A 22,199-nucleotide genomic window follows, 5' to 3' on the forward strand; every position below is an offset into this window, starting at 1 on the left:
GTGGGGTGAATGAATCATCCTTCTGCCAATCCAGCACAAGCCCAATGCGGCTTGCGTGAGGATTGAAAAGTGCGTTTTAGTACTTTTCACAACCGTACATTGCGGAGGGCAAATGCGAGTCGATAGCCGTTAGCGGATGCTGAAGGCCCGAGTGCGAAAACCGCACCGGCAGTCCACAACATGATGCGATGATGCGGATGGCAATCTTTATCAGCCTTCAATGGACGGAGACGCTGCTTGCTCGATTTTCTTTCACGATTACTGAACGCGTTTGAGCCGTCTCTATCGGGGCGTAATTCTCAACCGGAGCGCACGCATCGCGCGGCTTCCCCCTCACGTCCTCCCAAGGGGCCGAGTACTTCGCTTGGTGCGGAGAACTGTGGAAGGATCGTTGCAGGTAGCGTTGTCAAGATCTTGCCGAAATCTGTATTGATACAGTACCAAGACACGACCGTACTGATTCCTCAACATGAATTGTTGAGCCCAAACGCCAAGTTCGAGAACCCGGTCAGTCTATTCAGCGTAGGCGACAATGTGGAGTTCGTGCTGACCAGCCGGGACCAGAGGGGCTGGCGGGGCAGCGTTCACGCGCTGACCGAGGCCCGGCTGCGTAACGCTTTGGGCAACCTGCAGCCAGGCACGGCAGTGCGTGCGCGGGTCGAGCGTTTTGATGATCGAGGCGCCTGGCTGTTGGCTGGCGCGCTTGTGCTCCGGGTGCCATTGGCCGAGATCAGTTGGAGCTGGATAGATCATCCTTCAGAGGTGCTGGACCTTGCTCAAGAATACATTGTGCAGATCAGTACTATTTTGCTTGAGGAAAATTGGCTGACGGAGAAGCGTGCTCGCAACGGGCGTGTTACTGCCAGCATCAAGGCTTGCTTGCCACAGCCTGAGTCGCCACGAATCACGTTGTATTTCAAAGCAACCGAGTTTCAGGTGCGCACGTTCGCGCGGGTCCCCAGACGCTGCGACGCGGTTGCACTGTTCGCACTTGAGGCGTTGAACCAGCATTTGAGCGTGAGTGAAATCGCCGAACTGACTGGCCTTCCGTTGGTTTCAATCCAGGAGATTGTGGCGTTGCTTGGAGAAGAGGGGCTGGCGGCCGGTGAGACCATCACTCAATCAGGCGAGCGATTATTAGCAGGCGTGGCTACTTCAAAACTGCTCAATGACTCTGGCGTCGCTGGATTGTTTGCAAGCGCGGCACCTGCAGAGCAGCAAGTTCATCCCATTGACGCTGTGGCTCAAACGTACCCTCGACATTTGCCCACCCCAGTATTCAGCCACAAACAACAGAGCCGTTTCATGCGATTGAGGGGGGACGAGTTGCCTGATGGTCTGCTGCTCCGCGCTCAGATCGGCGAGGTGCAACGTGAACAGCTTACGGCCATGCTCCGCAACCCCCATGTCCACTTGTTCCTGTCGCATACCCCCAACTGGAGAGCCTTGAAACTTGAGGTATCCCAGCATTGGGTGCTCGCAGGGCTGTGGAAGAGTTTTCACGCTGTAGGGCGACCACCGTTCAGGCCACCTCCCAAGGAGAGAGGGTGTGACGCGTTGCTCATGGTGCGTTATCGGGATTCAGCGCAACAGCTCTACTGGGAGCCTGCAACGGGCACGCTCTGGGCGCCGCGCGAGGGCGGCGTCAAGGCCCAGGAGGCTTCAGTGTGTGCGGAGGATTTCATTCAACACATGCCTGACGACATCGCTCAGCGCTTGGCAAAGGCAGGCCCTGGTACATGGTGTTGGGTTCAGCTTTGACGTGGAAGGACTATGGGCACTCAGTTACCAAGGCATGCGTTCTACTTTACAAAAACCTTCATCTCGGCGGCCAGTCGACATGGCATTGCGGGAGGCCTGAAGAAAGCCACTGCAGGCGCCAACCCGGTGCTCATGAGCATTGAAGCAGCATCAGCGGTACTCGGGGCGATCGACTCCTACTTGACTTTACGCCAAGCCCAGGTGCACCGCGACGGCTTGAAGGCTCTGATCCCCAAGGAGGAAAAGCGTCTGGAGCTTGAGCGTGAGGCACTTGCCCAGGATATTGATCTGGCGCGAAGGGAGATGACACAAGCAGCCGCTGTTCGTCAGGTTGTGGGGCGGATGACGCTGCGTTGCGTTCAACTGACCCGCCATTGCCTGGATGAATTGGCGCTGATCAGGAAAGGCGACCTGCCTGATGTTCAGTCATTTGAAACGGCTCTGGAGCGGTTAATGGAGGCTGATCAAGGCTTGCGTCGTAGCGTGGAATACTTCAACACCAGTGTTGCTTGACCGGAGTCTCAACCATGACCAATGAACGATTCAAACTACCCGCCAGTCTTGCCAAGGCTACACCCCGCAGCAAGTCCACCAACGGGGGCAATGATGCCCTCGACCTGGCCAAGGAGCAGACGCGCCAGGCGCGGATCAAGCGTGATACCGCCATGAGTGGCGATCGCGCCCAAGTGCTTACCGAGGGTATTGGTCTACTTCGTGATCTGGTTGGTGTATTGCATTCGGCGGTGGAACTGCACAAAACCTCTATTGAATGGAAGGGACGCGTAAGCCTGGCCGAGGCGCAAGTGCAACATGCACAAAAAGAGCTCGAAAAAATCCAGGCGCAGAATGCGCCCGAGCTTCAGCGGTTGAACCAAGTTGACGATGTGCTCAAGCCCCTTCTGAGAGTATTCGAGAAGCTTGAAGCCGTCATGGATCCGTCCTTGATCAACGATGATCACCAGCGCGAGGTGCGGGCGAGCATGGAGGTTCTGGTAGGTCGCCTGGTCGAATTAGTCCAACCAGGGAAACGCTGATCAATGTTCATGCTACTGCTGGCTGGCATCACTCTGACTTCCACTGCCATCAGTTGGTGGAATGGGAAACGTCTGGATGATGTAAATACTGAGATTGAAGCATTAGAAGCTGAACTGGCTGCTATTCATGGTGCACATGAACGCAAAACTGCTGCGCTGATTCGTCCCTACCTGGTTCAACTCGTGAAGATGTTTGAAAGAGAGTTGGCGATGCGGTCCGAAATCGCCAGTGAGTTGGAACGGGCGCACGCACGGGCCAGACAGATACTGAAAGCCCGCTTTGGCGCGCGTGAATCAGCTAGCTTCCGTCAGATGATGCTTGAAATTGAGCTTGCCCGGGGGCGCGTCACAGCCGAACGCGCCTACCTTCAAACCACCGCGCAGTATATTCGCACCTTATTTGGTGAGGTGCCCGCACAGTTGCCGACCGTTGCCTGGCTGGAAATGCCTGCGGACTACCCTTGCGAGGGCGCCGTGATTTCGTTGCCACACGGTCTACGCGGGCGTCTGCAGAATTATACCGTCGAGGCCGAAGCGTTTGATGGTCGAGGAGTATTCTATGCGGTTGATCATGAAGCACGCTTCGCCCGCATTGGCAGTGCCAAAGTGAAATTGTTGGATGCAGCAAGAGGCAGCAGTGGCGAGCCGTTGACAGCGACAGTCGTGCGCCTGGATAACAATGAGGCCCAGTTGCAGATGCAGGATGCCACCTTGCGTTTGCCACTTGGCAGGCAGGAAGGGCAATGGATTAAACCAGGCGCGGAGTTGGAAGTATTTGCGGACGGCTGGACGCTCACCGACGTGCTCGGTGATTCGCGGTCCCACAGTTTGCCGGTGAGATTGCACCCTCGTATCTCAGGCCTGGAAGAGTATTGGTGGCCAGTCGCCCTGGGCATCTGTGATGAGCACATCCCCCTGATCCATCAGATGTGGGACTATTTTCAAACACCGGCAATCCAGGATAGGCCTTGGCACATTTATGAGAATGATGACGGCCGTCTTGTCTTTCAGTTGGGCCGTTATGCCCTAGTCACTGAGGCCGATGCCGAGCAGCGATGTTTTCGGTTGCTGGACGCGCTTGAGGCTCGTGAGTCGCCTGAAGACGTTTTGCGGTGCTACGTGGCCCTTACCCCCGTCCTCATAGGGAGTACGGATGAAGAGTTGGCCAACCGCAATCGTTTCCAGTCCTTTGTGTGTGCCTTGAATGAAGAGCGCCTTGGCCAGCGCGAGGCTGCCCGTCAACGACAGGTTGCCCTGCATTTACGCAAACTCTCGTTGGTGTACCGTGAGCAGCAGCTCTACCTGGAGCAAAGTGCAAGCTGTGGTTTTCTTCCCGGCCAGGTCGAGGAAAACGGGCGTAAGGTGACAGGCTTGCTCGGTTCCCAAGGTGTTCCTGGCTGGTTGAAGGACGCGTTGGGCGAGCAAGGCTCACCTCGCCTACGAGCAGTCGGGCGAGATCGTGTATGGCCTCTGCAGTCGTTCAAGCTTTTGGATGCCCAACTTGGTATTTGCGAATTCATCCTGGACACGCATAAGCGGATGAGCGAAGCCGAGATCAACCCTTTCGATTTGTTTCGGCTTGAATTGGTCAGGGAGGGCAATCAAAAAGAAACGCTATCCAAAGCTCTTGAGAAAGCGATCACTGGTGATTTTGTGGCACCCTCGGTTCACAACGCCATCTTTACACTCAGCCCGGAGCCTGGCGAGACGTTGAATCTGGGGCAGGACGCTGTGCTTCAAGTATTGGCGTCGCGCGAGCCCGTAGTGGCGGTGTGGGGACCTCCAGGTGCCGGGAAGACAACCACGCTGGTTCAGTGGCTCAAGACACTGTTCCCGGAACAAGCTCCCCACCTCTGGCCGCGTATCCTGATTACCGGCCCTACTCACGTCGCGGTGACCAAGCTGATCGAGGATCTGCTTGAGGCAGCAGAGTATTTGCGGCCAGTTACAGTGCGTTACGGAAAACAGGACAAGATTAGTGAAGCGCTTGAGCCCAATTGGCATCAAATTAAAGTCGATGCTTTGAGCGCGGGAGATGCAGAAATCAGTCCTCAATTGCACGAAGCTTGGCTGTCTCTGCTGAAGTCGCGCAAGGGGCGTGAGGCTGCTAGCCGCTGGACATTCCGTGACAAATTGATCCACGGTGCTACCTGCACGGGCATGGCGCGTACTGATTTCGCCTTGTTGAAGGAACCTTTCGATTGCGTGATTGTGGACGAAGCAGGCAAGGCCTTTGCTGCCGAACTGATGATCCCGGCGGCCATTGCTCGGCGGGTAGTCCTGGTCGGGGATCACAACCAGTTGCCGCCAACGGTGACCACTGATGTGCTGGATGAGCGCATCGGGTATACGTTGCCGCTGGCGGAGGTCGAAACCCTGCTGCGCAAGAACTTTTTCCAGGAACTGTATGAGGGGCTAGGACCGCAAGCCAAGGGCATGCTAACCGTGCAATACCGGATGCATGAAAACATTGGTGACCTAGTCAGTACTCTGTTTTACCAGAAGCAACTGACGTCTCATCGCAAAGCGGGGAACTGGTCCCTGACCGATGCCCGCGCACTGTTTGTAGATTTCTCCAAGATGCAGAATTACCGGCATAGGAAGGCAGGTACGGGAGACACGCCTAACTCGTTGGTCAACTCCACAGAGCGCGCCGCGCTCTATCAATTGCTCAATGCTCTGCACAAAAGGGTTAGTGCAGCGAGAGTCTCCTTGAAGCTGTTGGTTATCTGCCCATACAAGGGGCAACTGGAAATTGTCACGCGTGATACGGCGGATAAGCACTATGCGTTCCAGTTGTCCGTTGCAACTGTCGATGCTGTACAGGGGGGAGAAGCTGACATGGTGATCCTGTTGATGACCAGAGCAAGTGGGGACACCCAGTTTCTCTTGGATCGCCATCGATTGAATGTGGCGCTCTCCAGAGCGCGTGACTCAGTCATCATCCTGGGGCACCTAGACTGTCTGGCAGCCGGCGGCGCGGGACCGATGGCAGAACTGATCGCGGCGGGGCGCGCCAAGAACAGCCTGAAGGTCATCTCGCTTCCCGACGGAGCAAAGTTTTCGAAGGATCTGGTGCCGGCGGTGTTCCCAGTGTCAACGGCTTCGGCGATTTGATGTAGCCGTTCGGCCAACACACTTTCCGATGCCCCCGTCGAAGGCCATGGTATTGCCTATTGGGGACTCATTATATGGTCTGGGGAGGTCTGCGAAACCCAGGGGCTATTCGCCCTGATCAAAGCGCGGACACTGCTGGAGCATGTCGAACAGTTCCGGCTGGCCGCAGGGGAGGCGGACCGAGCAGCACGATGTCGTGCAGCAGCGCTCGTTGCGTTGCGAGGTCGGCCTGGCTGGCGCTAGTGAGCAGTGTGCTGCTGGCTGTACACGTGCCGACACGCTTGCTGAGCAATTCGAACGTTGCCCATCGCTTTGGCGGGTAGGTGCTTCGCGTCCGCCTCGTCAAGCTGGGGCGAAAGCCCTGTGGGCGGCGGAGTGAGAACGCTGGGCAATTACCGCTTGGTGCGGCAGCTCTGGGTTGCGTTCAAGATCTGGATGAGGCGTGCCTCAGGATGGCCTTGGTCGGGGCGGTCGATCGGGCTGATTCCGGCGCTACCCTTATCGTCTCGGCAATGGGGCAGGAGAATGGTTGCTCCATTCTGCATACAGGCGAACTCGGTGCCGGTAATGTCAGTTTGCCTGTACGCCTCTTCATAAAATGGCGGGGGCGGTGTAGGATCGGACCTCGTGCGGCAGTGACCCGTATTCCCCCTCGACGCGCGGTGCTTTTGGCGTCTGTGCGCATTACTTTTGAGGGCGGCAGAAGCGAAACAGCATGGCTTGTATTTCGCCTACCTCGTTGAGATAAACTCCAAGCAGGGATGCAACAGTATGCCAACCGGCAGTGCGATTATTATTGGAGTTAATCCGAGAGAAGCGAATCTCAAGCGAAAAGTGCGAGAGCATTTGCACCAGCTAGGTTTCACTAAAACCCAGGAAGGTGCTCTTTGCCCACCTGGAAATGGCAAAGAGGCGATCCGCGCATTGCATGGGGCCCAACGAGAAGAACGGCTCTCCGCCAGTGAAGCCTTCGTTGTACGCAGCGGCGCCAAGCTAATGCAGTACTTTGCCGATGGCCGAGAGGTGGTGCCAGAAAAAATTTCCCCTGTTCTTGAGCGCGTCTCGTCAGGTACGTGGCAGAGCGAACTCTTTCGGCTCGCATCGTTGTCGTGGTCTGTGCCCGTGTCCAATGGTTTTGGCAGGCGCTTGCGTTACCTAGTCTGGGACCAGGCGAATGGCAAACTGATGGGGTTGATCGCCATAGGGGATCCGGTTTTCAACCTTGGCGTAAGAGACAAATTCATCGGCTGGAATACTAATGACCGAGCTGCCCGACTGGTCAACCTGATGGATGCATATGTCCTTGGCGCGATCCCACCCTATAACGCCTTGCTGGGCGGTAAGCTGATTGCTTGTCTCCTTCGCAGTCGGGACATTTATGATGATTTTGCCAGTGCCTACGGCGGGTCCACCGGCATTATCTCGCAGGCGGAAAAAAATGCGCGTCTGTTGGCGGTCGTGACGACCTCATCCATGGGGCGCTCCGCGGTCTACAACCGATTGAAGCTGGGTGGCACGCAATACCTCAAGTCCATTGGCTTTACCGGCGGCTGGGGCCATTTCCATATACCCGACTGGTTGTTTGTTGAGCTTCGAGATTATCTCCGAGATCTCGATCATCAATATGCAGACCAGCACGCCTTTGGCCAAGGTCCTAACTGGCGGTTGCGCACCACGCGAGCGGCGCTTAAGGCGCTAGGATTCAAGGACGACCTCATGCGCCACGGCATCCAGCGTGAAGTATTTATTTGTCAATTGGCAACCAACGCCGCGAAGCTTCTCCACAGCGGCAGCGGAAAGCCGGATACCCAATCACTGTTGTCAGTCCGTGAAATCGGTGAGTTAGCACTGAATCGGTGGTTGATCCCGCGTTCAATGAACAGGCCTGACTTTCGCTGTTGGAAATCTACGGATCTCATCCACCTCTACGGCCATCAGGCACGGCTTTTCGCGGCTCACGGTCATTTAGCCACTGAGCCGCGGCGTATTATCAGTTTGCGCGGATGAATGCGAAGGGTATGAGCGATGGATTACGCCATAGATCGAGTGACGAATAAACCGGTTACCGCAGATTTAGCGACACGCTCCGGATATTATATTTGTTCTTTCTGCCGCATGCGGGTGGGGCTTCGCTCAGGGCCATCGCGGAAAAACTACTTCGCCCACTGGCGTGGCGTGTCCTCCAGTTCCTGCGCTTATTTCATGTCCGGGCCACTGAGCCATGTCAACTCTGATAAGGCTCAACCAGCATCGATGCGGCAGATGGATCTGCGCTTGATGATAAAAAAAGGTGAGAACGCAGGGGCGTGGTGGATTGAATTAGTCTTGCCTCCCTGTCGTACATGTCACGCTTACATCAACCTCGATGTCGGCGGCAGGGTGCAGAAGCTTAATATGCGCGGGATGGGCTCAGGTTTCAGGGTAACCGCAGAGCCCACAGCAAACGACTACAAAATCATTTCCTTCGAAGGCAAGCCGGACCCTTTGTTCGTATCAGGCGTTGCCAGGACATGCCCAGGCCTATCTGCGGTGGGTGCAGCCGTGTTCACCGCCATTGGTCGGGATGGCGACAGCGGCTTCCCCCGCGCGCAGGTGTTAAGTCGCTCCGAGACTTATGCCCTGTTATGGTCAGTACCGGCGACACCAGTCTTCCCTGAGGAACTGCTGGTGGACAGGTTCAAGTCAAGGCATGGATGGCAGTTGGCCCTGGTAACGGTTCCGGATACCCCGTCAGAGGCCTGCATAAAGTGGTTGGAAGAATTTACCCAACTGAGCGTTATGCCTGCGACACCCTCGATCACAACCATTTGGCCGTTCCTTACCCGTTACTCCAGCATCAATACGGTTGAATACATCGAGTCTGAAGCGGTCATCCTCGCCGCTCACCGGATGCCGGGAGGAGCACACGACGGCGGGCCAACCTTGCAAGCCGTTAACCAGAATGATCGCATTTCTGTAACGGCGCCCGATCGGTCACCTGCGCTATTCACTGTGATACGCGAAGGAAGCGATGATTTCAGGATCGGAAAAACCGGGCATCCGGATGTCGATAAGTATTTTTCCAAGAATAATTCGCTGGCGCGAAGCTACAAACACCCTACGGTAGACTTGGTTTTCATTGACGATAAAGGGGAACGTGTTGTTGCCCCATTGCACCGCAGGGGATGCCAAACCTATGTCATGGCGACGAGAGCACAGGAACTGTGTTTCGATTCTCTGGCAATGCCGATGGGCACCAGGGGAAGGCTAGAGGCTATTTCACCTAATGGGCATAGGGAGAGCCGGCACCTTGTGTCTAGCGACGTGACGGATGACCACACCTCGCAGAAATGCCAGTTGTCCCCTGCGTTGAATAGCCTGCTCAAACTTTATATCACCGACCCCAAATACCAGATCTACCTGGATTTCGGCGGGTTCGGACGGTTGTCCATCGGCGCTACGCAGCCGATGGACAACCCAACAACCGTACTGCTTTCGCTTGGGCGGTCTTTAAGATTGCGCCTGCGTTGTTTTCTATCTCAGCTACACGCTGGCGGAGCGATTGCACTCTCTGGCAGTGACCAAGGGTTGGTCAACGCCTTCTTGGCCGCGCGTCCCAATCCGGGACTGGTACCGAATTATCGGCAATTGGCGGCTGATGTGCGTGCACGTGGATTTGATATTCGATCTTCAGGAGATGGGGTCTCGCGATGAGTTACCTGTACAGCCAAGAGGCAAGAGAGCGGATCTCGGCGCTCGGAACAATGATGATTACCGAGTTCATCGAAGAGGTACCCCATGCCTTTCGCAAGTCGTTCTTTGATCGTCAAGCCTCAATTCCCGGCTTTAGGCGAGGATCCCCACCTGAATTCAAGGAAAAGCAGAGGCGCTTGATCGGGCATCTGGCGCATCCACAGCCCGGACATAAAAGCGAGGCTGACTGGCAAGCCTTCGCTAGCCTGTGGGTAGCGTGGGCCAAAAGCCGCTTGGACAGTGCCTTTCCCACCGCAGACACCTCCCCCCAATTGGCGGATGCGGGTGCTGGCTTCTTCAAGCGCTTAGCCGAGTTGTATCCTGATGCCTCAAGGGAAACGGTAGAGCGGCTGGCGACGTACAGTGGTTTCGCCGAAGATCCTGCCATGCAGGCCGCCCTGAATAGCTTTCATCCGGCTTCCACCCTCGCCAGGGATCGGATGATTGATGGTTTGCCGGGCCGTTTGGATAAAATTGAGGGTTATTTTGACTTAGCTGAAACGGCGGCCGAGGAAATCGCCGAGCGCATTGACCAACTTGAACTGACGGCGACAGTAACCACCGAAGCGGTTGAGCAGATGACGGCCAACCTCAGTGGTGTTCACAAGGATATCGCTGAGTGGCGTACCGCACTGCAAAGCGTCGATCTGCGCTTGGAGCAGGTAAGCGAACTGGCTCAGTCAACGGGTAGCGCGCAGCAGGAGGCGTCGACAGCACTGGCTGACTCAGACGTGCGCGGCGAGCTCATTTCGGAGAGGGTAAGCGCCCTAGCTGCCCAGGTAGAGAACTTGGTTGCCGAGCGTGCGCGGGTTTTAGTGCTCGAGGAAGCACTGGCGATCCTCAACGCCCGGGGTCTCGACTGGGATGCCGCGGCAGCCAACCTTGCTTCACTGCACGCGCGCGTCAACACCCAGGAGTCTCGAGTCGTCGGACCGAGCCATGAAGTCGGGGGTCAATCACGCGTCCGCTTGATCGAGAACGAAGCAACAGGTCCGTTCGTCGAAATAAACTCCATAGAAGTTGCCTGCCAGGTCATTGCCAACAACCTTCAGGCAAGCGGCGTAGTGAAGCGCGAGGCCAACAGCTACGCGCGGCATATTTTGGCGGCAATCATCTGCGGCCAACTTATTCAGTTCAAAGGTTCAACCGCGGATTTAATCGCAGATGCGGTCGCAGCAGCGGTAGGAGGGGCGATCTTCCATGAGTGGCGAGTTCCCGTAGGGCTAGTATCAGAGGACGCAGCGACAGATTGCCTCGAAGTGGTAGCCGAGTCGTCTGGATGCTTGTTGCTCAAAGGCGCGAACAGGTCGGCATTCGAGGTGTATGGCAGTGCCATTCGCGATGTTGTGGCACGTCGTCAGTTCGCCACGAGTGTTAACAGTCGCTTGGTTCTGATTGCGTCTTGGACCCACGGCCCTGCGGCGTTTCCGGACGGCGGGACGCTGTCAGAACTCGGGCCGGTGTTTGATACGGACGAGTTTGCTATGCGTGGGTTATCGGCGCAGATGCCGTTAATGCAGTTCGGCCAACTGACCGTGGATGATTGGAAAGCCCTGCACAACCAGGCTGAAAACACTCCATTGGCACTGCTAAGCACGCTGAGGGAGCGTCTAGGGCAGGTGGACTTTGCTCCAGGGAACCTGTGGCTCAGGATCGCTGACCGAGCGTACGCTCAATTGCGACTAGTATTGCAAGGTCCTTCTGAGCGAGCGCTTCACACCGTGATGAAGCAATGGGCACTGCCATGGGCTCAATCACTCGGGGGGCCAGTAGAGGCGCTTACCCGCAGCACGACCGAGTTACTGAGCGACATCGACGCGGACGCCGTGCACGCGGAGAGTGTTGAGTGAAGTGGGTGGGGGTTAATCGCGACGCCACCCGGAAAACCTTGGCCGCCGCTTTGGGCTGCAGAAACGACGGTGAAGGATTAAGGGTCGCAGCAGTAGCGGAGTGCTTGCGGGCTGCATCCTATCTTTGTTCCGCGCCCAGGAATGACCGGGAAGCTTGGGTGCCTGCGACCACGCTCAGTTTGACAAGTATAGTCCGCCAGCGTTTGACGCCTCTGTGGCCGACTCTCGACGACGAACACGCTGCTGAACCAGGTATCAAGGCGATTCTGTACAGTCTGGGTGACCTTGGGGATTTGGTGCGACTCGACGGCGGACGTTGGTTAACGCCTTCACCCCAGGCGGTCAGACTTGGGGACAAGCAGGCAGTGATCATCGGCGGGGGGCCCGCACAAACCTTTCCCTGGCCAATCGCGATGCGCGGGGCAGGGCGGGTCAGACTAGTCAACGTCGATGCCTGCGCGGAACGGATTGACCTCTGGGAGCCAAACGAATGGATTGGCTCCCCCATCGAAGGATTGCAGGCGTGGTCGACCCAGTTGTTAACCAGCGCCAAAGAGCAACTGGCGCCCGCGACGACTGAATTAGCGGACATTTCAATTCGGACCAGTGGTAAATGGATCGCGCTGTCTGCTTGCGCGACCGCCGAAGGGCTCTTCCTCGCCAGATGCCGTACAGGTCTACGGTTTGAGTATTTTGTGGTCCAGGTGTCGCGGGGGTGTCTGCGGCAACTGACGGGACTGCGACCGCAACAGGCGAGGCGCTTGCAGTTTTATTTCGACGTGCAAGCCGGTCATCCCATGAAGGTTGAAGCGCATGTGTCGCAAGTACATGTTCGACTGCGCCTGCATCGTTACCTGCCACGGGAAGAGACAAAAGCGCTGCTACTGGGCTGGCAACTGCCGTCACTCGGCGGCGGCGTAGGGACGACCGACTATGTGATACCACGTGAGCTGTTTCCGCTCGTGCGCCAAGCACTTGCAGGGTTGAGCGTGGAAGTGGCTGAGCGCCAGTTTGCCGAGGGAAGTTAATAATGGGTGGGATTTCTATGAATGAAGCATCTGGTGTTCATGAGACTGCGAAAAGCCTGGCGGATAGTCTTCGACAATATATCGAAGCTCAATACCATATTCGCGATGAAGGGCTCGTGAGAGAGCGCCACGCTCTTCTCCTAAGTTCTGAAACGATTGTCCAGACGCCTTATGTGGAAGCGACCTCAGTCTACAAAATTGGAGATCCGTTCAACCGACTTCCCATTCCCAAGGTCGCCGCCGATATGCTCACCCAGTTGTCGCTCATGGGGCTCGGGCTTTACCCTCGGCCCTACGAGCACCAATCGCAAGCGCTAACTGCGTTTCTAGGTGACGAGGCTGCAGATTTAGTTGTCGCAACAGGTACCGGTTCCGGCAAAACCGAAAGCTTTCTTATGCCAATTATTGGTCAATTAGCCATTGAGGGACAGGAACGGCCCGACTCGGCGCAACTGCCGGGTTGTCGGGCACTGTTGCTTTATCCGATGAACGCCTTGGTTAATGATCAATTGGCGCGAATCCGTCGCCTAGTAGGAAACACTGACGCATCGTCGATCTTAACGCAGACTCGTTCCCACCCGATCCGCTTCGGCAGTTATACCGGGCGCACCCCCTACCCGGGAGAGCGCTCCAAAGAGCGTGACGAGCGCTTCATAGAGCCGCTGTTTGAAGAGTTTTATAACAAAGTCGCCGAAAAGCCTGCCGTGAAAGGTGAGCTCGTGAGGATTGGGCGCTGGCCAAGCAAGGATTTGGTAGGTTTCTATGGCGCTGCAGCCATCGAAACGAAGACCTACGGATCGGGTAAGAAAAAAGGCGACAATTTCACCAAAAAAAACTGGACCGGTCGGCTTCAAACCCAGCCTGGCGACCGCGAAATGATGACTCGCCATGAAATGCAAGCACGTTGTCCCGAGTTATTGATTACTAACTACTCCATGCTCGAATACATGCTCATGCGGCCTATCGAGCGCGACATCTTTGATCAGACGAAGGCATGGCTCAAAGCGGACTCGCGTAACGAGTTTATCCTCGTGCTGGATGAGGCACATATGTACAGGGGGGCCGGGGGGGCCGAGGTGGCCCTGCTGATCCGACGTCTCTGCGCTCGGCTCGATATTCCACGAGAACGCATGCGCTGCATTATGACCAGTGCGAGTCTGGGACCTGCTGAAACTGCGGCAGTCGATGGCGAGCGCTTTGCGCGGGACTTGACCGGTTTGGCTGATACATCACCACGGCGCGTCAGGGTAATCCAGGGGACGCCGGAGGAACGTTCCGCATCACAGGCAGCGCCAGCAGAACAACTCAATGCGCTGGCGGATTTCAATTTGGCGGACTTCCAGCGCTCGGCCGATGACCTCGTCGCGGCCACCGAGGCCGCAGCGCAACTGGCACGACGGTTGGGCTGGAGCCAACCGCCGAGTCAGGACCATGCCGCGTTTCGCAACTGGTTGTTTGAACGTCTCACGGGGTTCGAACCGCTGGAAAACTTGATTACCGCTGTATCGGGTCGCGCAGTTCGCTTAGATGAGTTAAGTGATCTCCTGTTTGGCAATTACCCAGCGGTCGACGCACAAAAAGCTACCGACACGCTTTTGGCGCTGGGGAGTTACGCACAGCGGAGCACGGATGGCCGGGTCTTGCTGCCGACTCGCCTGCACCTCTTCCATCGGGGGTTGCCAGGGTTGTTCGCTTGCGTGAACCCTACTTGCTCCAAGCGCTTAGGTGATCACGACGGGCCCACGATTCTCGGCCGCCTGTATACGAAACCCTCGACCCAGTGCGGTTGTAAGTCCAATGGACGTGTGTATGAACTGCTTACGCATCGTGATTGCGGGGCAGCTTTCTTGCGTGGTTTTGTGAACGAGGAGCAGAACTTCGTTTGGCACCAGCCCAGCGGTCCATTTTCAGATGGTGCGATTTCTGCGCTGATGCCGATAGAGTTGTGCGTTGAGGATGCCACTCATCCCCGCAGTCGTCACATCGATAAATGGTTACACATGGCCAGCGGCATCCTCACGGATGATCAGCCGAGAGACGAAACCGGGTTCCGTAGGGTCCGCGTACCGGACAAGGCGGCAGACGCAGGTGATCTGACTTTTGATCATTGCCCTGTCTGCACGCGTAAGATTAGAAATACCAAAGATGATCCATCGAAAATCATGGATCACCTTACCAAAGGGGAGGCTCCGTTCACTGCGCTCGTTAGGACGCAAATGGCGAAGCAGCCTGCCAGTCGAGCCAAAGATGCCCGGCATCCCAATGCAGGGCGAAAGGTTTTGATTTTCTCGGATGGTCGACAAAAGGCCGCTCGACTAGCGCGTGACATTCCGCGCGACATTGAACTTGACGTGTTTCGGCAGGCTGTCGCCTTGGCATGTCAGAAACTGAAGGACTTAGACAAACCCGCCAAACCCGCCGGCTTGCTTTACTTGGCATTTCTTTCCGTGTTGACCAAGCATGACCTCCCTATGTTCGATGGCGGTGATTCAAGACGAGTTGAGAGCGCACGCAAGTTATTTGATGACAATTATGACTCTGACTTGGCGGAAGCCATTGAGGCGAATTTTTCACTACAAGAGATTCCGGCGCGCTACCAAATTGCCCTTCTTAAATTGCTTTGTGGCAACTACTACTCACTGTCCGGAACCATGGTCGGTTTCGTTGAGCCAACGCCTCTGAAACTTAGAAAGTTGAGGCAGCACCTGGTGAATGCCGAGCTTGCGATAAGCGAAGCGAACGTCCGCGAGTTGGCCGTAGGTTGGATAGACTCGATGCTGCAAGAGTACGCATTCGATAGATCGATTGAGTCAGCCTACCGCTACAAGGCTGCGGGCTACTCGAAACCGGCATGGGGCAGCAACGGTCAATTTGGTAAATCGCTGAAAGAGAGCCTGATCAACCATTTCGGTTGGTCGAGTGAGGTGGTTCAGCGCGTTGAAGCGATCTTCCGAGATCAGTTGGCAGAGGAGGACGATGGTCACTGGTTCCTGGTGCCTGACTCCCTAGCCATTGTCGTCGACTTGGCGCATTGTTGGGCGCAATGCGCTGACTGCACAGCCCTGATGCCCTTCGCTTTGGCAGGTAAGGTTTGCCTGGCGTGCGGCAGCGACGCGGCGTCCTCCATCGATCCGATAAACAGCGATTACGTCACGGCTCGCAAAGAGTTCTGGCGACTTCCGGTGGCGCGCGCCCTAACACCAGGTGCAGAGCTATCCAACATGAGCGTCGAGGAACACACGGCGCAGTTGTCGAACCGTGACCGCAGTCGAGTGCATGCCACCACCGAACTCTACGAAATGCGATTCCAGGACGTGCTTATTGAGGATCGGGACCGCCCGATTGACGTGCTCAGTTGCACAACGACGATGGAGGTAGGGGTCGACATTGGCTCGCTGGTAGCGGTGGCGCTGAGGAACGTTCCTCCGCAGCGGGAAAATTACCAGCAACGCGCCGGCCGGGCAGGGCGGCGCGGTTCGTCGGTATCCACCGTCGTAACCTATTCACAGAATGGACCACATGACAGCCACTACTTCTTGAACCCAGCGCGTATCGTGGCGGGCCCCCCACGTACACCGGAGGTCAAGATAGACAATGCGAAAATCGCGCGCCGGCATCTTCACGCGTACCTGATCCAGACTTTCTTCCATGAAATCATGGCGCAAGGCACTGGCGCGTCGACTGAAAAAACCTCGTCGTTGCTCAAAGCGCTTGGTCCGACCGAGGATTTCTTCTGCAGTTCCGACCAATCCGGCCCGAACTTGAAGAGCTTTGAGGCTTGGGTGACACGTCGGGTGCTCGCCAGCGACGGCGATCTCCGAGAGTCAATTGTGGCTTGGCTACCGCCGGGGTTGGATACCCGCGGCCTTTCGTTGATGGAGTGGTTAGCCGCGACCAGTCAACGCTTACTCGTGGAACTTAAGAAGCTTGGTTCAACCATCCAGGTGAATGCCACGCATGAGGAAATCGCTGGACAAGAAGCCCAGGACATTGAAAATCCCTCATCAAGTATCGAACAGGCGGAGCTTCTGGAGTTTCTGTTCTATCACGGATTGCTCCCCAGCTACGCGTTTCCGACCAGCTTATGCAGCTTCCTAGTAGAAAAGCTGACTAAAAACGCGCGAGATCGTTGGGACGTGCGCACGGTGCAACGACCGCAGCAGTCGATTATCAAAGCGTTAAGCGAGTATGCCCCGGGGCGCCTCATCGTTATTGACAAGAAAACCTACCGTTCGGGAGGCGTCTTTGCAGATCTACCGCCGGGAGTTGTGAATCGTGCGGGCCCGCTCTTCGAGAACGCCAAACCGCATACACACTGTAAAGCCTGCTCGTTTGTGCGTGACCCCAATCGGTCAGCGAAGGAACAAACGGGTTGTCCCGTCTGCGGCCAACAGTTGATAACTGAACTGATGATTGTGCCAGAAGTTTTCGGGCCGGAGAGCGCCGCTGACTTGCCAGATAATGACCGTGAGCAAGAAATCACCTACGCGACGATGGCCCAGTTGCCACAACCCGTTGATCCGGAGATTTTCAGTTTTTCCGCATGTGGTCCCTACGCGAGCTTTACCCATGCGGTAGACCGCACGCTCGTCACCGTCAACCGAGGCAAGGAAGGCACAGGCGAGGGTGGCTTTTCAGTCTGCATGGAATGCGGCAATGCCTCGGTCTTCGATCAGGAGGCAAACGCGGGGGCCCATGAACGTCCATACAAACAACTCGGTCCAAAAGGAACACCGCCGAAGTGCTCTGGTAAATTCGCACGCGTGTTGCTAGGCCATGACTTCGATACGGACCTTCTCCTGTTACGCCTCAAAATCGCCTCGCCAATTGTTACCGATACGGTCAACGGGGTGGTGTTGCGCATTCTCGAAGATGCCTTGCATTCGCTTGCAGAAGCGCTGCGGCTAGCGGCCAGTCGGCATCGGCAATTAGATCTGGACCCTGCCGAATTCGGCTCTGGCTTTAGGATTGAACCCGCGCTGCTGGATGAGGCTCGCATCCTGGATGTATTTTTGTATGACACGTTGTCAGGGGGGGCAGGGTACGCAGAGATTGCAGCTCGACACATGGAGGAGGTTTTGGACGCGACTCTTGAGCTGTTAGAGAACTGTACATGTGAGAGCTCCTGCACAGAATGCCTCAATCACTTCCATAACCAACATCTTCAACACCGCCTTGATAGACATTTGGCTTCGATGCTCTTGCGGTACGCCATACGAGGAGAGGAGCCGGCATGTTTGCCGGCGACGGGGCAGATGGTGAAACTGGCCCAGCTTCGAGCCAGCCTTGAGTTAGCAGGGTATGCCTGTAGGGTTGGCTCGATTCCCTCTGCTCCCTTGCTGGTTGACCGAGAGGGTAAAACGGTAGCGGTGGGCTGCTACCCGGGGCTCATCGATAGTCTGGAGCGCCAGCAACCCATTGGCGGCACTGCAGGAGTTCACGCAGTGATCGGGCTCAACGAGTACCTGCTACGCTCGGATCTGGCGAACGCCCAATTGAAGGTACAATCGCTGTTTAAATCGTAGGTGGATCTGTTCTAGTTTTGAAGTTCAGTTGCCCGGCCAGTCACTCCCCGTGACTGGCCGGGTCGTTTTGAGCGTACGCTCAACCGCCAGTTCTGGCCCTCACGGCTTGTTGGCGATCGTTACGGAGGTCTTTTCTGCAGTCTCATTCATCGCGCCATACTGGCTCGACAACTGCTGCTGGAACGCAATGTTTGCGCCCAGGACGAGCAAGCTGTCTCGCGGTTAGGGACAGTTGTTTCCGGATAGGCAGGATCCAGCTACAGAGCGCATCTGAAGCAGGTGGACGATCAAGAGAAAGCTGCCAACACCGACCAGATCTGCTAGCAAATTGCTATAGGCGGACGTGAAAGGGACCCCGTTGCTGATCGGATCAATGACTACCTCATTGGCGATCGAGAAAACCACTGTCCAGCACCCACCTGCCCATGGGCTCCACGGAATTCCTTGCTGCAGGTCACGGCGAATACCCTGGATGCAGGTAGTGGCAGGCGTCGTAGCTAAGTCGGATCAGATCGACGCCGAAACGTTGGACCAGTACGAACACCGCGCATACCAACAGGAACGCGGTGATCGGAATACCCGCGTACTGAATCGCCCCTGGTTTCCTAGACACCTCCAAGCCTCATAATTGCCCAAATAGGAGGAGCCATGAGTCGTCAATGCCCGGTGCGCATCAGAGAGTTAAGGCATTACTTGAAGGAAGCACACCCCTGAAGCGCTCATGAGATCATAAGGATCAGGCTCAGCTGACTACCTTAGAGGTGGTCAGTTGAATCTCATTAAACGTAGCATCCTTTCTTGCCGACCGAAGCAATCGCGGATCGCGTGCGTCAGGCCCGTTTAGCATGCGTGTCGCTGTCACTCGTGCAATGAAGACGGCGACTATTTTGATGCCGACTGGGCGAAATCGCTGCCCGTTGATTTGAACGCAAGAGGACTCATCAGTTGGAGATGCCGCCAGGGATCATCGCGTCATTACTGATGTGCGACTGATCGGACGTTGCGGCCCGCTAAGCTAGAGTGAAAAACAAAAGGCTCAGTAGCAACGACCCCGCCTTCTTTGTCTGGCGGACAATGTGGAACGGGTTTCAGGTGAGTGCAAAACAGCGCTGGTTGATCAAGGTTGGACCTATAGCTCGCTGGTGATACTCCGATTCATCGGTTTCGAAATAAAGCGCGAGTTCGATCCTGCCCAATGTCCTGCGCGCGCTCTTTTCATGTATTCACCAGAGACCTCGAAACTGATTGATATCTGCTGTTTGTGAATAACGATACTCCTCAGGTGAAAAGCGTCCCTGTGGACCAAACAGTAAATCGGCCGTTAGATTTTCGAGATAGGTGATCGCCGCCGGTTGCGCATATCGCATAAAGTACTCGCGCTGTTCCGCAGATAGACAAGCTCGGTGTTTCAGACATGTTCTCACCATTTCCGCCAGTACATAGCCGCGTATGTCGTATCGCTCATCCATGGCGCAAAGGATGGTTCGATAGCATAAGTGATAGTTCGGTTTCTGGCCGGTCTGTAGGTAGGCGTCGTTACTCATCCTTGGCTCCCGGCCTGCCAGGAGGCCAGAAATTGCAGCACCTGCTCAGCTTGGCCCTGACTGACCAGTTGTTCCGCAGTTCGCCCTTCGAAAGTTAACAATTGATCTTGGCGGAACCAGCCAATGGCTTGCTCGACAGTAACTCCGGTCTCAGTCACCGTCAGAACCACCCGTAGGACATCTGTTATGAAGCGTAGCGCTGCTTCGGAGTCAGGCATGGTTGCACCATCTGACTGGCTTTGGCGATAAGTAGTGAGGTAAACGTCAAACTCAGCTGGGTTGAGGCCAAAGACCTTGGCGTAACGCTCCCCTGGAGAGGTTGTCCCTTTCGTGTTGCATAGGTAATCAGCCAGTTCTGCAGCCGACAGCGCGGTTAACTGAAATGCCTCTTGGTTCATGACTTGTTCCCCTCGCGACCTTTCGTTAACAGCATGCCCCCAAATCAACAGTAAGCAAAGCCATAGCTTTGTGGTTTTTATGGTCGACGTGGCAAGGGCGGTCGTTCAGCGGAATCGTATGTACGTCACGGATGTGGAGCTTTCAAGCAACGGCTTGGAATCCCCCAATGACACAGTAGACACAGAAAGGGCCAGGTTGAACGACTAAGGCCGCGTGATGGCGGTGGGCGGCCTGGAACTAATGTTTAGGGAATGTGCGGCAGGGTCGATTTGGGGGATTGACTTACCGCTTTTTGGTCTTTTCAGTTCTGATCACTAGTAGTGGTGCGCAGCGCCGGTTCGCAAGATACCGGAGACCGGCAGGTCCATGAAGTCGTGGTAGAACGACATACCGGTCATGGACCCCGAAACGACTGAGCAGCCGTGGTAACCGCGATCACGGGAAATGATCTTTTTCTTCTTCGGCAGACCACGCAGGTTGTTGTAGTACCACACCAGCTTGGCTTGGGTTTCGTTGGCGTCGGAGCCCGACAGGCCGTAAAACACCTTGCTCATCTTGCCCGGGGCCATTTTTACCAGCCGATCGGACAGCCGCGCCAACTCGTCGGTGGTGTGCGCGGCATAGGTATGGTAGTACGCGAGCTTGTGGGCCTGGCGGGAGATGGCTTCGGCTACCTCGGTGCGGCCGTAGCCGACGTTCATGCAATACAAGCCGGCGAAGCCGTCGATGTACTCACGGCCGGTCGCGTCTGTGATGGTGATACCTTTGCCGGTCTCGACGATTGTTGGGTCTCCCAGTTTCCCGGAAGCGAAGTCCTTCAGGTGGGTGAACGGGTGCAGTACCGCGCCACGATCCTGGGCCGAAATGAGGTCGATCTTTTGCTTGTCCATGGTTGTTCTCCTGTTATTTGATCAAAGGCCGCCGACGCAGACGTATTTGAGTTCCATGTACTCGGCCAGGCCATGTTTTGAGCCTTCCCGGCCCAGGCCGGACTGTTTCCAGCCACCGAAAGGAATCGGTGCGCCGGTGAATTTCGGCGTGTTGAGCGCGACCATGCCGTACTCCAACTGCTCGGATACTTGATCGACAAGAAGACCGCACTGGCCAACTGGCCAACAACATCACCACCCTGGAACAGTTGAAAGATCCGAAGGTCGCCGCGTTGTTCGGCTCCAGTGGCAAGGCCGAGCTGACCAGCTGCGACCCGGCGTGGAGCTGTGGCAAGGTGATCGACTACCAGATGAAGGCGTTCGAACTGACCGGCACGGTGCGCCAGGTGCGTGGCAAGTACGAGGCGCTGATGGCCGACGTGGTGACCAAGGTCAAGGGCGGCAAACCGGTGTTCTTCTATGCCTGGAGCCCGTCGTGGGTGACCAATGCGCTGGTACCGGGTAGCGACGTGCTGTGGCTGCCTACGCCCAAGGACGCGCTGCCCCCGGACATTCCCAACGACGGCTCGGCGCTGGTCAAGGACGTCGAGGGCTGCGCCGGCGATGCCAACCCGTGCCGTATGGCCATGGGCTCGTGGAACTACCACACGGTGGCGAACAAGCAGTTCCTCGCCGACAACCCGGCGATCCGGCAACTGATGCAGCAGGTGCATTTCCCCACTGCCGTGTGGTCGCAGTGGGAGGCAGCGATCGGTAAGGAGGGCGGCTCGCCGGAAATGATCCGCAAGCTCGCCGACCAGTGGATCGGCGCCAACCAGGCGCAGTTCGATCAGTGGATCGCCGCGGCCAAGTGACAGTCACGCCGGGGCGGCTGGCGCCCCGGCACTTATCCAGTATCGAAACGGAGAACCTTGCATGAATCAGGAACTGTTTGAACGCGGGCTGCAGACCCGTCGTGAAGTGTTGGGCGACGCCTACGTGGACGCCGCCCTGGCCAACGCCGATGAGTTCGGCATGCCGATGCAGGAACTGGTGTCGCAATACTGCTGGGGCGATGTATGGAACCGGCCGGGCCTGGACCGGCGCACCCGCAGCCTGCTTAACCTGGCGTTCATGACTGCGCTCAACCGGCCCCACGAGCTCAAGCTTCACATTCGTGGCGCGCTGAACAACGGGGTGAGCAAGGACGAGATCCGCGAGGTGTTCCTGCAGGCGGCGATCTACGCTGGGGTGCCGGCGGCAGTGGACAGCTTCCGCTGTGCCCGTGAGGTGTTCCAGCAGGGTTGATGCCCTGGCACGGGGCTCTCGCGTCAGCGCTA

General features: G+C 56.5%; 14 protein-coding genes and 1 pseudogene. 11 read left to right on the forward strand and 4 right to left on the reverse strand.

The window, feature by feature from the left end; all coding sequences use genetic code 11:
* The first annotated feature begins 237 nt into the window (after positions 1-237).
* The 9 genes from AC1TXO_RS13395 (at position 238) to AC1TXO_RS13435 (ending at position 18,047) form a co-directional block, all read left to right on the forward strand.
* A complete protein-coding gene (locus tag AC1TXO_RS13395) occupies positions 238-1,761 on the forward strand; it encodes a hypothetical protein (protein WP_023102079.1) in 1,524 nt (507 codons plus the stop codon).
* A gap of 12 nt (positions 1,762-1,773) precedes the next feature.
* On the forward strand, positions 1,774-2,274 hold the full coding sequence (locus tag AC1TXO_RS13400; protein WP_004577312.1) for a hypothetical protein: 501 nt from the start codon (positions 1,774-1,776) through the stop codon (positions 2,272-2,274).
* 14 nt (positions 2,275-2,288) lie between these two features.
* Positions 2,289-2,795: a hypothetical protein gene (locus AC1TXO_RS13405; RefSeq protein ID WP_004577313.1), complete on the forward strand. Its 507-nt coding sequence runs from the start codon at positions 2,289-2,291 to the stop codon at positions 2,793-2,795.
* 3 nt (positions 2,796-2,798) lie between these two features.
* Entirely contained in the window at positions 2,799-5,912 is a 3,114-nt protein-coding gene (locus AC1TXO_RS13410; RefSeq protein WP_004577314.1) for a DEAD/DEAH box helicase, read from the forward strand.
* 720 nt (positions 5,913-6,632) lie between these two features.
* Entirely contained in the window at positions 6,633-7,919 is a 1,287-nt protein-coding gene (locus tag AC1TXO_RS13415) for a Druantia anti-phage system protein DruA (RefSeq protein WP_228379868.1), read from the forward strand.
* Between the two features lie 255 nt (positions 7,920-8,174).
* Positions 8,175-9,605: a hypothetical protein gene (locus tag AC1TXO_RS13420; protein WP_104443851.1), complete on the forward strand. Its 1,431-nt coding sequence runs from the start codon at positions 8,175-8,177 to the stop codon at positions 9,603-9,605.
* Complete coding sequence (locus AC1TXO_RS13425) at positions 9,602-11,494, forward strand: hypothetical protein (RefSeq protein ID WP_004577317.1); 1,893 nt, start codon at positions 9,602-9,604, stop codon at positions 11,492-11,494. The genes AC1TXO_RS13420 and AC1TXO_RS13425 overlap by 4 nt, the downstream gene beginning before the upstream one ends.
* A gap of 158 nt (positions 11,495-11,652) precedes the next feature.
* The gene (locus AC1TXO_RS13430) at positions 11,653-12,522 is read left to right on the forward strand and encodes a hypothetical protein (RefSeq protein WP_049955556.1); all 870 of its coding nucleotides are present in this window, start codon (positions 11,653-11,655) and stop codon (positions 12,520-12,522) included.
* Between the two features lie 17 nt (positions 12,523-12,539).
* The gene (locus AC1TXO_RS13435) at positions 12,540-18,047 is read left to right on the forward strand and encodes a DEAD/DEAH box helicase (RefSeq protein WP_031642613.1); all 5,508 of its coding nucleotides are present in this window, start codon (positions 12,540-12,542) and stop codon (positions 18,045-18,047) included.
* Between the two features lie 1,223 nt (positions 18,048-19,270).
* On the opposite strand, the gene AC1TXO_RS13440 is transcribed toward AC1TXO_RS13435, so the two are convergent.
* From AC1TXO_RS13440 to AC1TXO_RS13455, 4 genes and pseudogenes are all read right to left on the reverse strand, one after another.
* Entirely contained in the window at positions 19,271-19,591 is a 321-nt protein-coding gene (locus AC1TXO_RS13440; RefSeq protein ID WP_023102075.1) for a hypothetical protein, read from the reverse strand.
* Positions 19,588-19,989 carry a hypothetical protein gene (locus AC1TXO_RS13445; RefSeq protein WP_004577320.1) on the reverse strand — a complete coding sequence of 134 codons (402 nt, stop codon included), beginning with the start codon at positions 19,987-19,989 and terminating at the stop codon, positions 19,588-19,590. Before AC1TXO_RS13445 ends, AC1TXO_RS13440 begins: the two co-directional genes overlap by 4 nt.
* A gap of 315 nt (positions 19,990-20,304) precedes the next feature.
* A complete protein-coding gene (locus AC1TXO_RS13450; RefSeq protein WP_004577321.1) occupies positions 20,305-20,880 on the reverse strand; it encodes an aminotransferase class III-fold pyridoxal phosphate-dependent enzyme in 576 nt (191 codons plus the stop codon).
* Positions 20,881-20,901: 21 nt separating this feature from the next.
* Positions 20,902-21,072, reverse strand: a pseudogene (locus AC1TXO_RS13455) (aldehyde dehydrogenase family protein); the annotation flags it as partial.
* A gap of 56 nt (positions 21,073-21,128) precedes the next feature.
* Between AC1TXO_RS13455 and proX the strand changes: the two are divergent.
* Both proX and pcaC read left to right on the forward strand, forming a co-directional pair.
* Positions 21,129-21,734: a glycine betaine/L-proline ABC transporter substrate-binding protein ProX gene (gene proX / locus AC1TXO_RS13460; RefSeq protein WP_004577323.1), complete on the forward strand. Its 606-nt coding sequence runs from the start codon at positions 21,129-21,131 to the stop codon at positions 21,732-21,734.
* Positions 21,735-21,795: 61 nt separating this feature from the next.
* Positions 21,796-22,167, forward strand: a complete 372-nt coding sequence (pcaC, locus tag AC1TXO_RS13465; RefSeq protein WP_004577324.1) for a 4-carboxymuconolactone decarboxylase — start codon at positions 21,796-21,798, stop codon at positions 22,165-22,167.
* Positions 22,168-22,199: the final 32 nt, after the last annotated feature.

It is taken from the genome of Pseudomonas sp. FA117 (assembly GCF_057370475.1).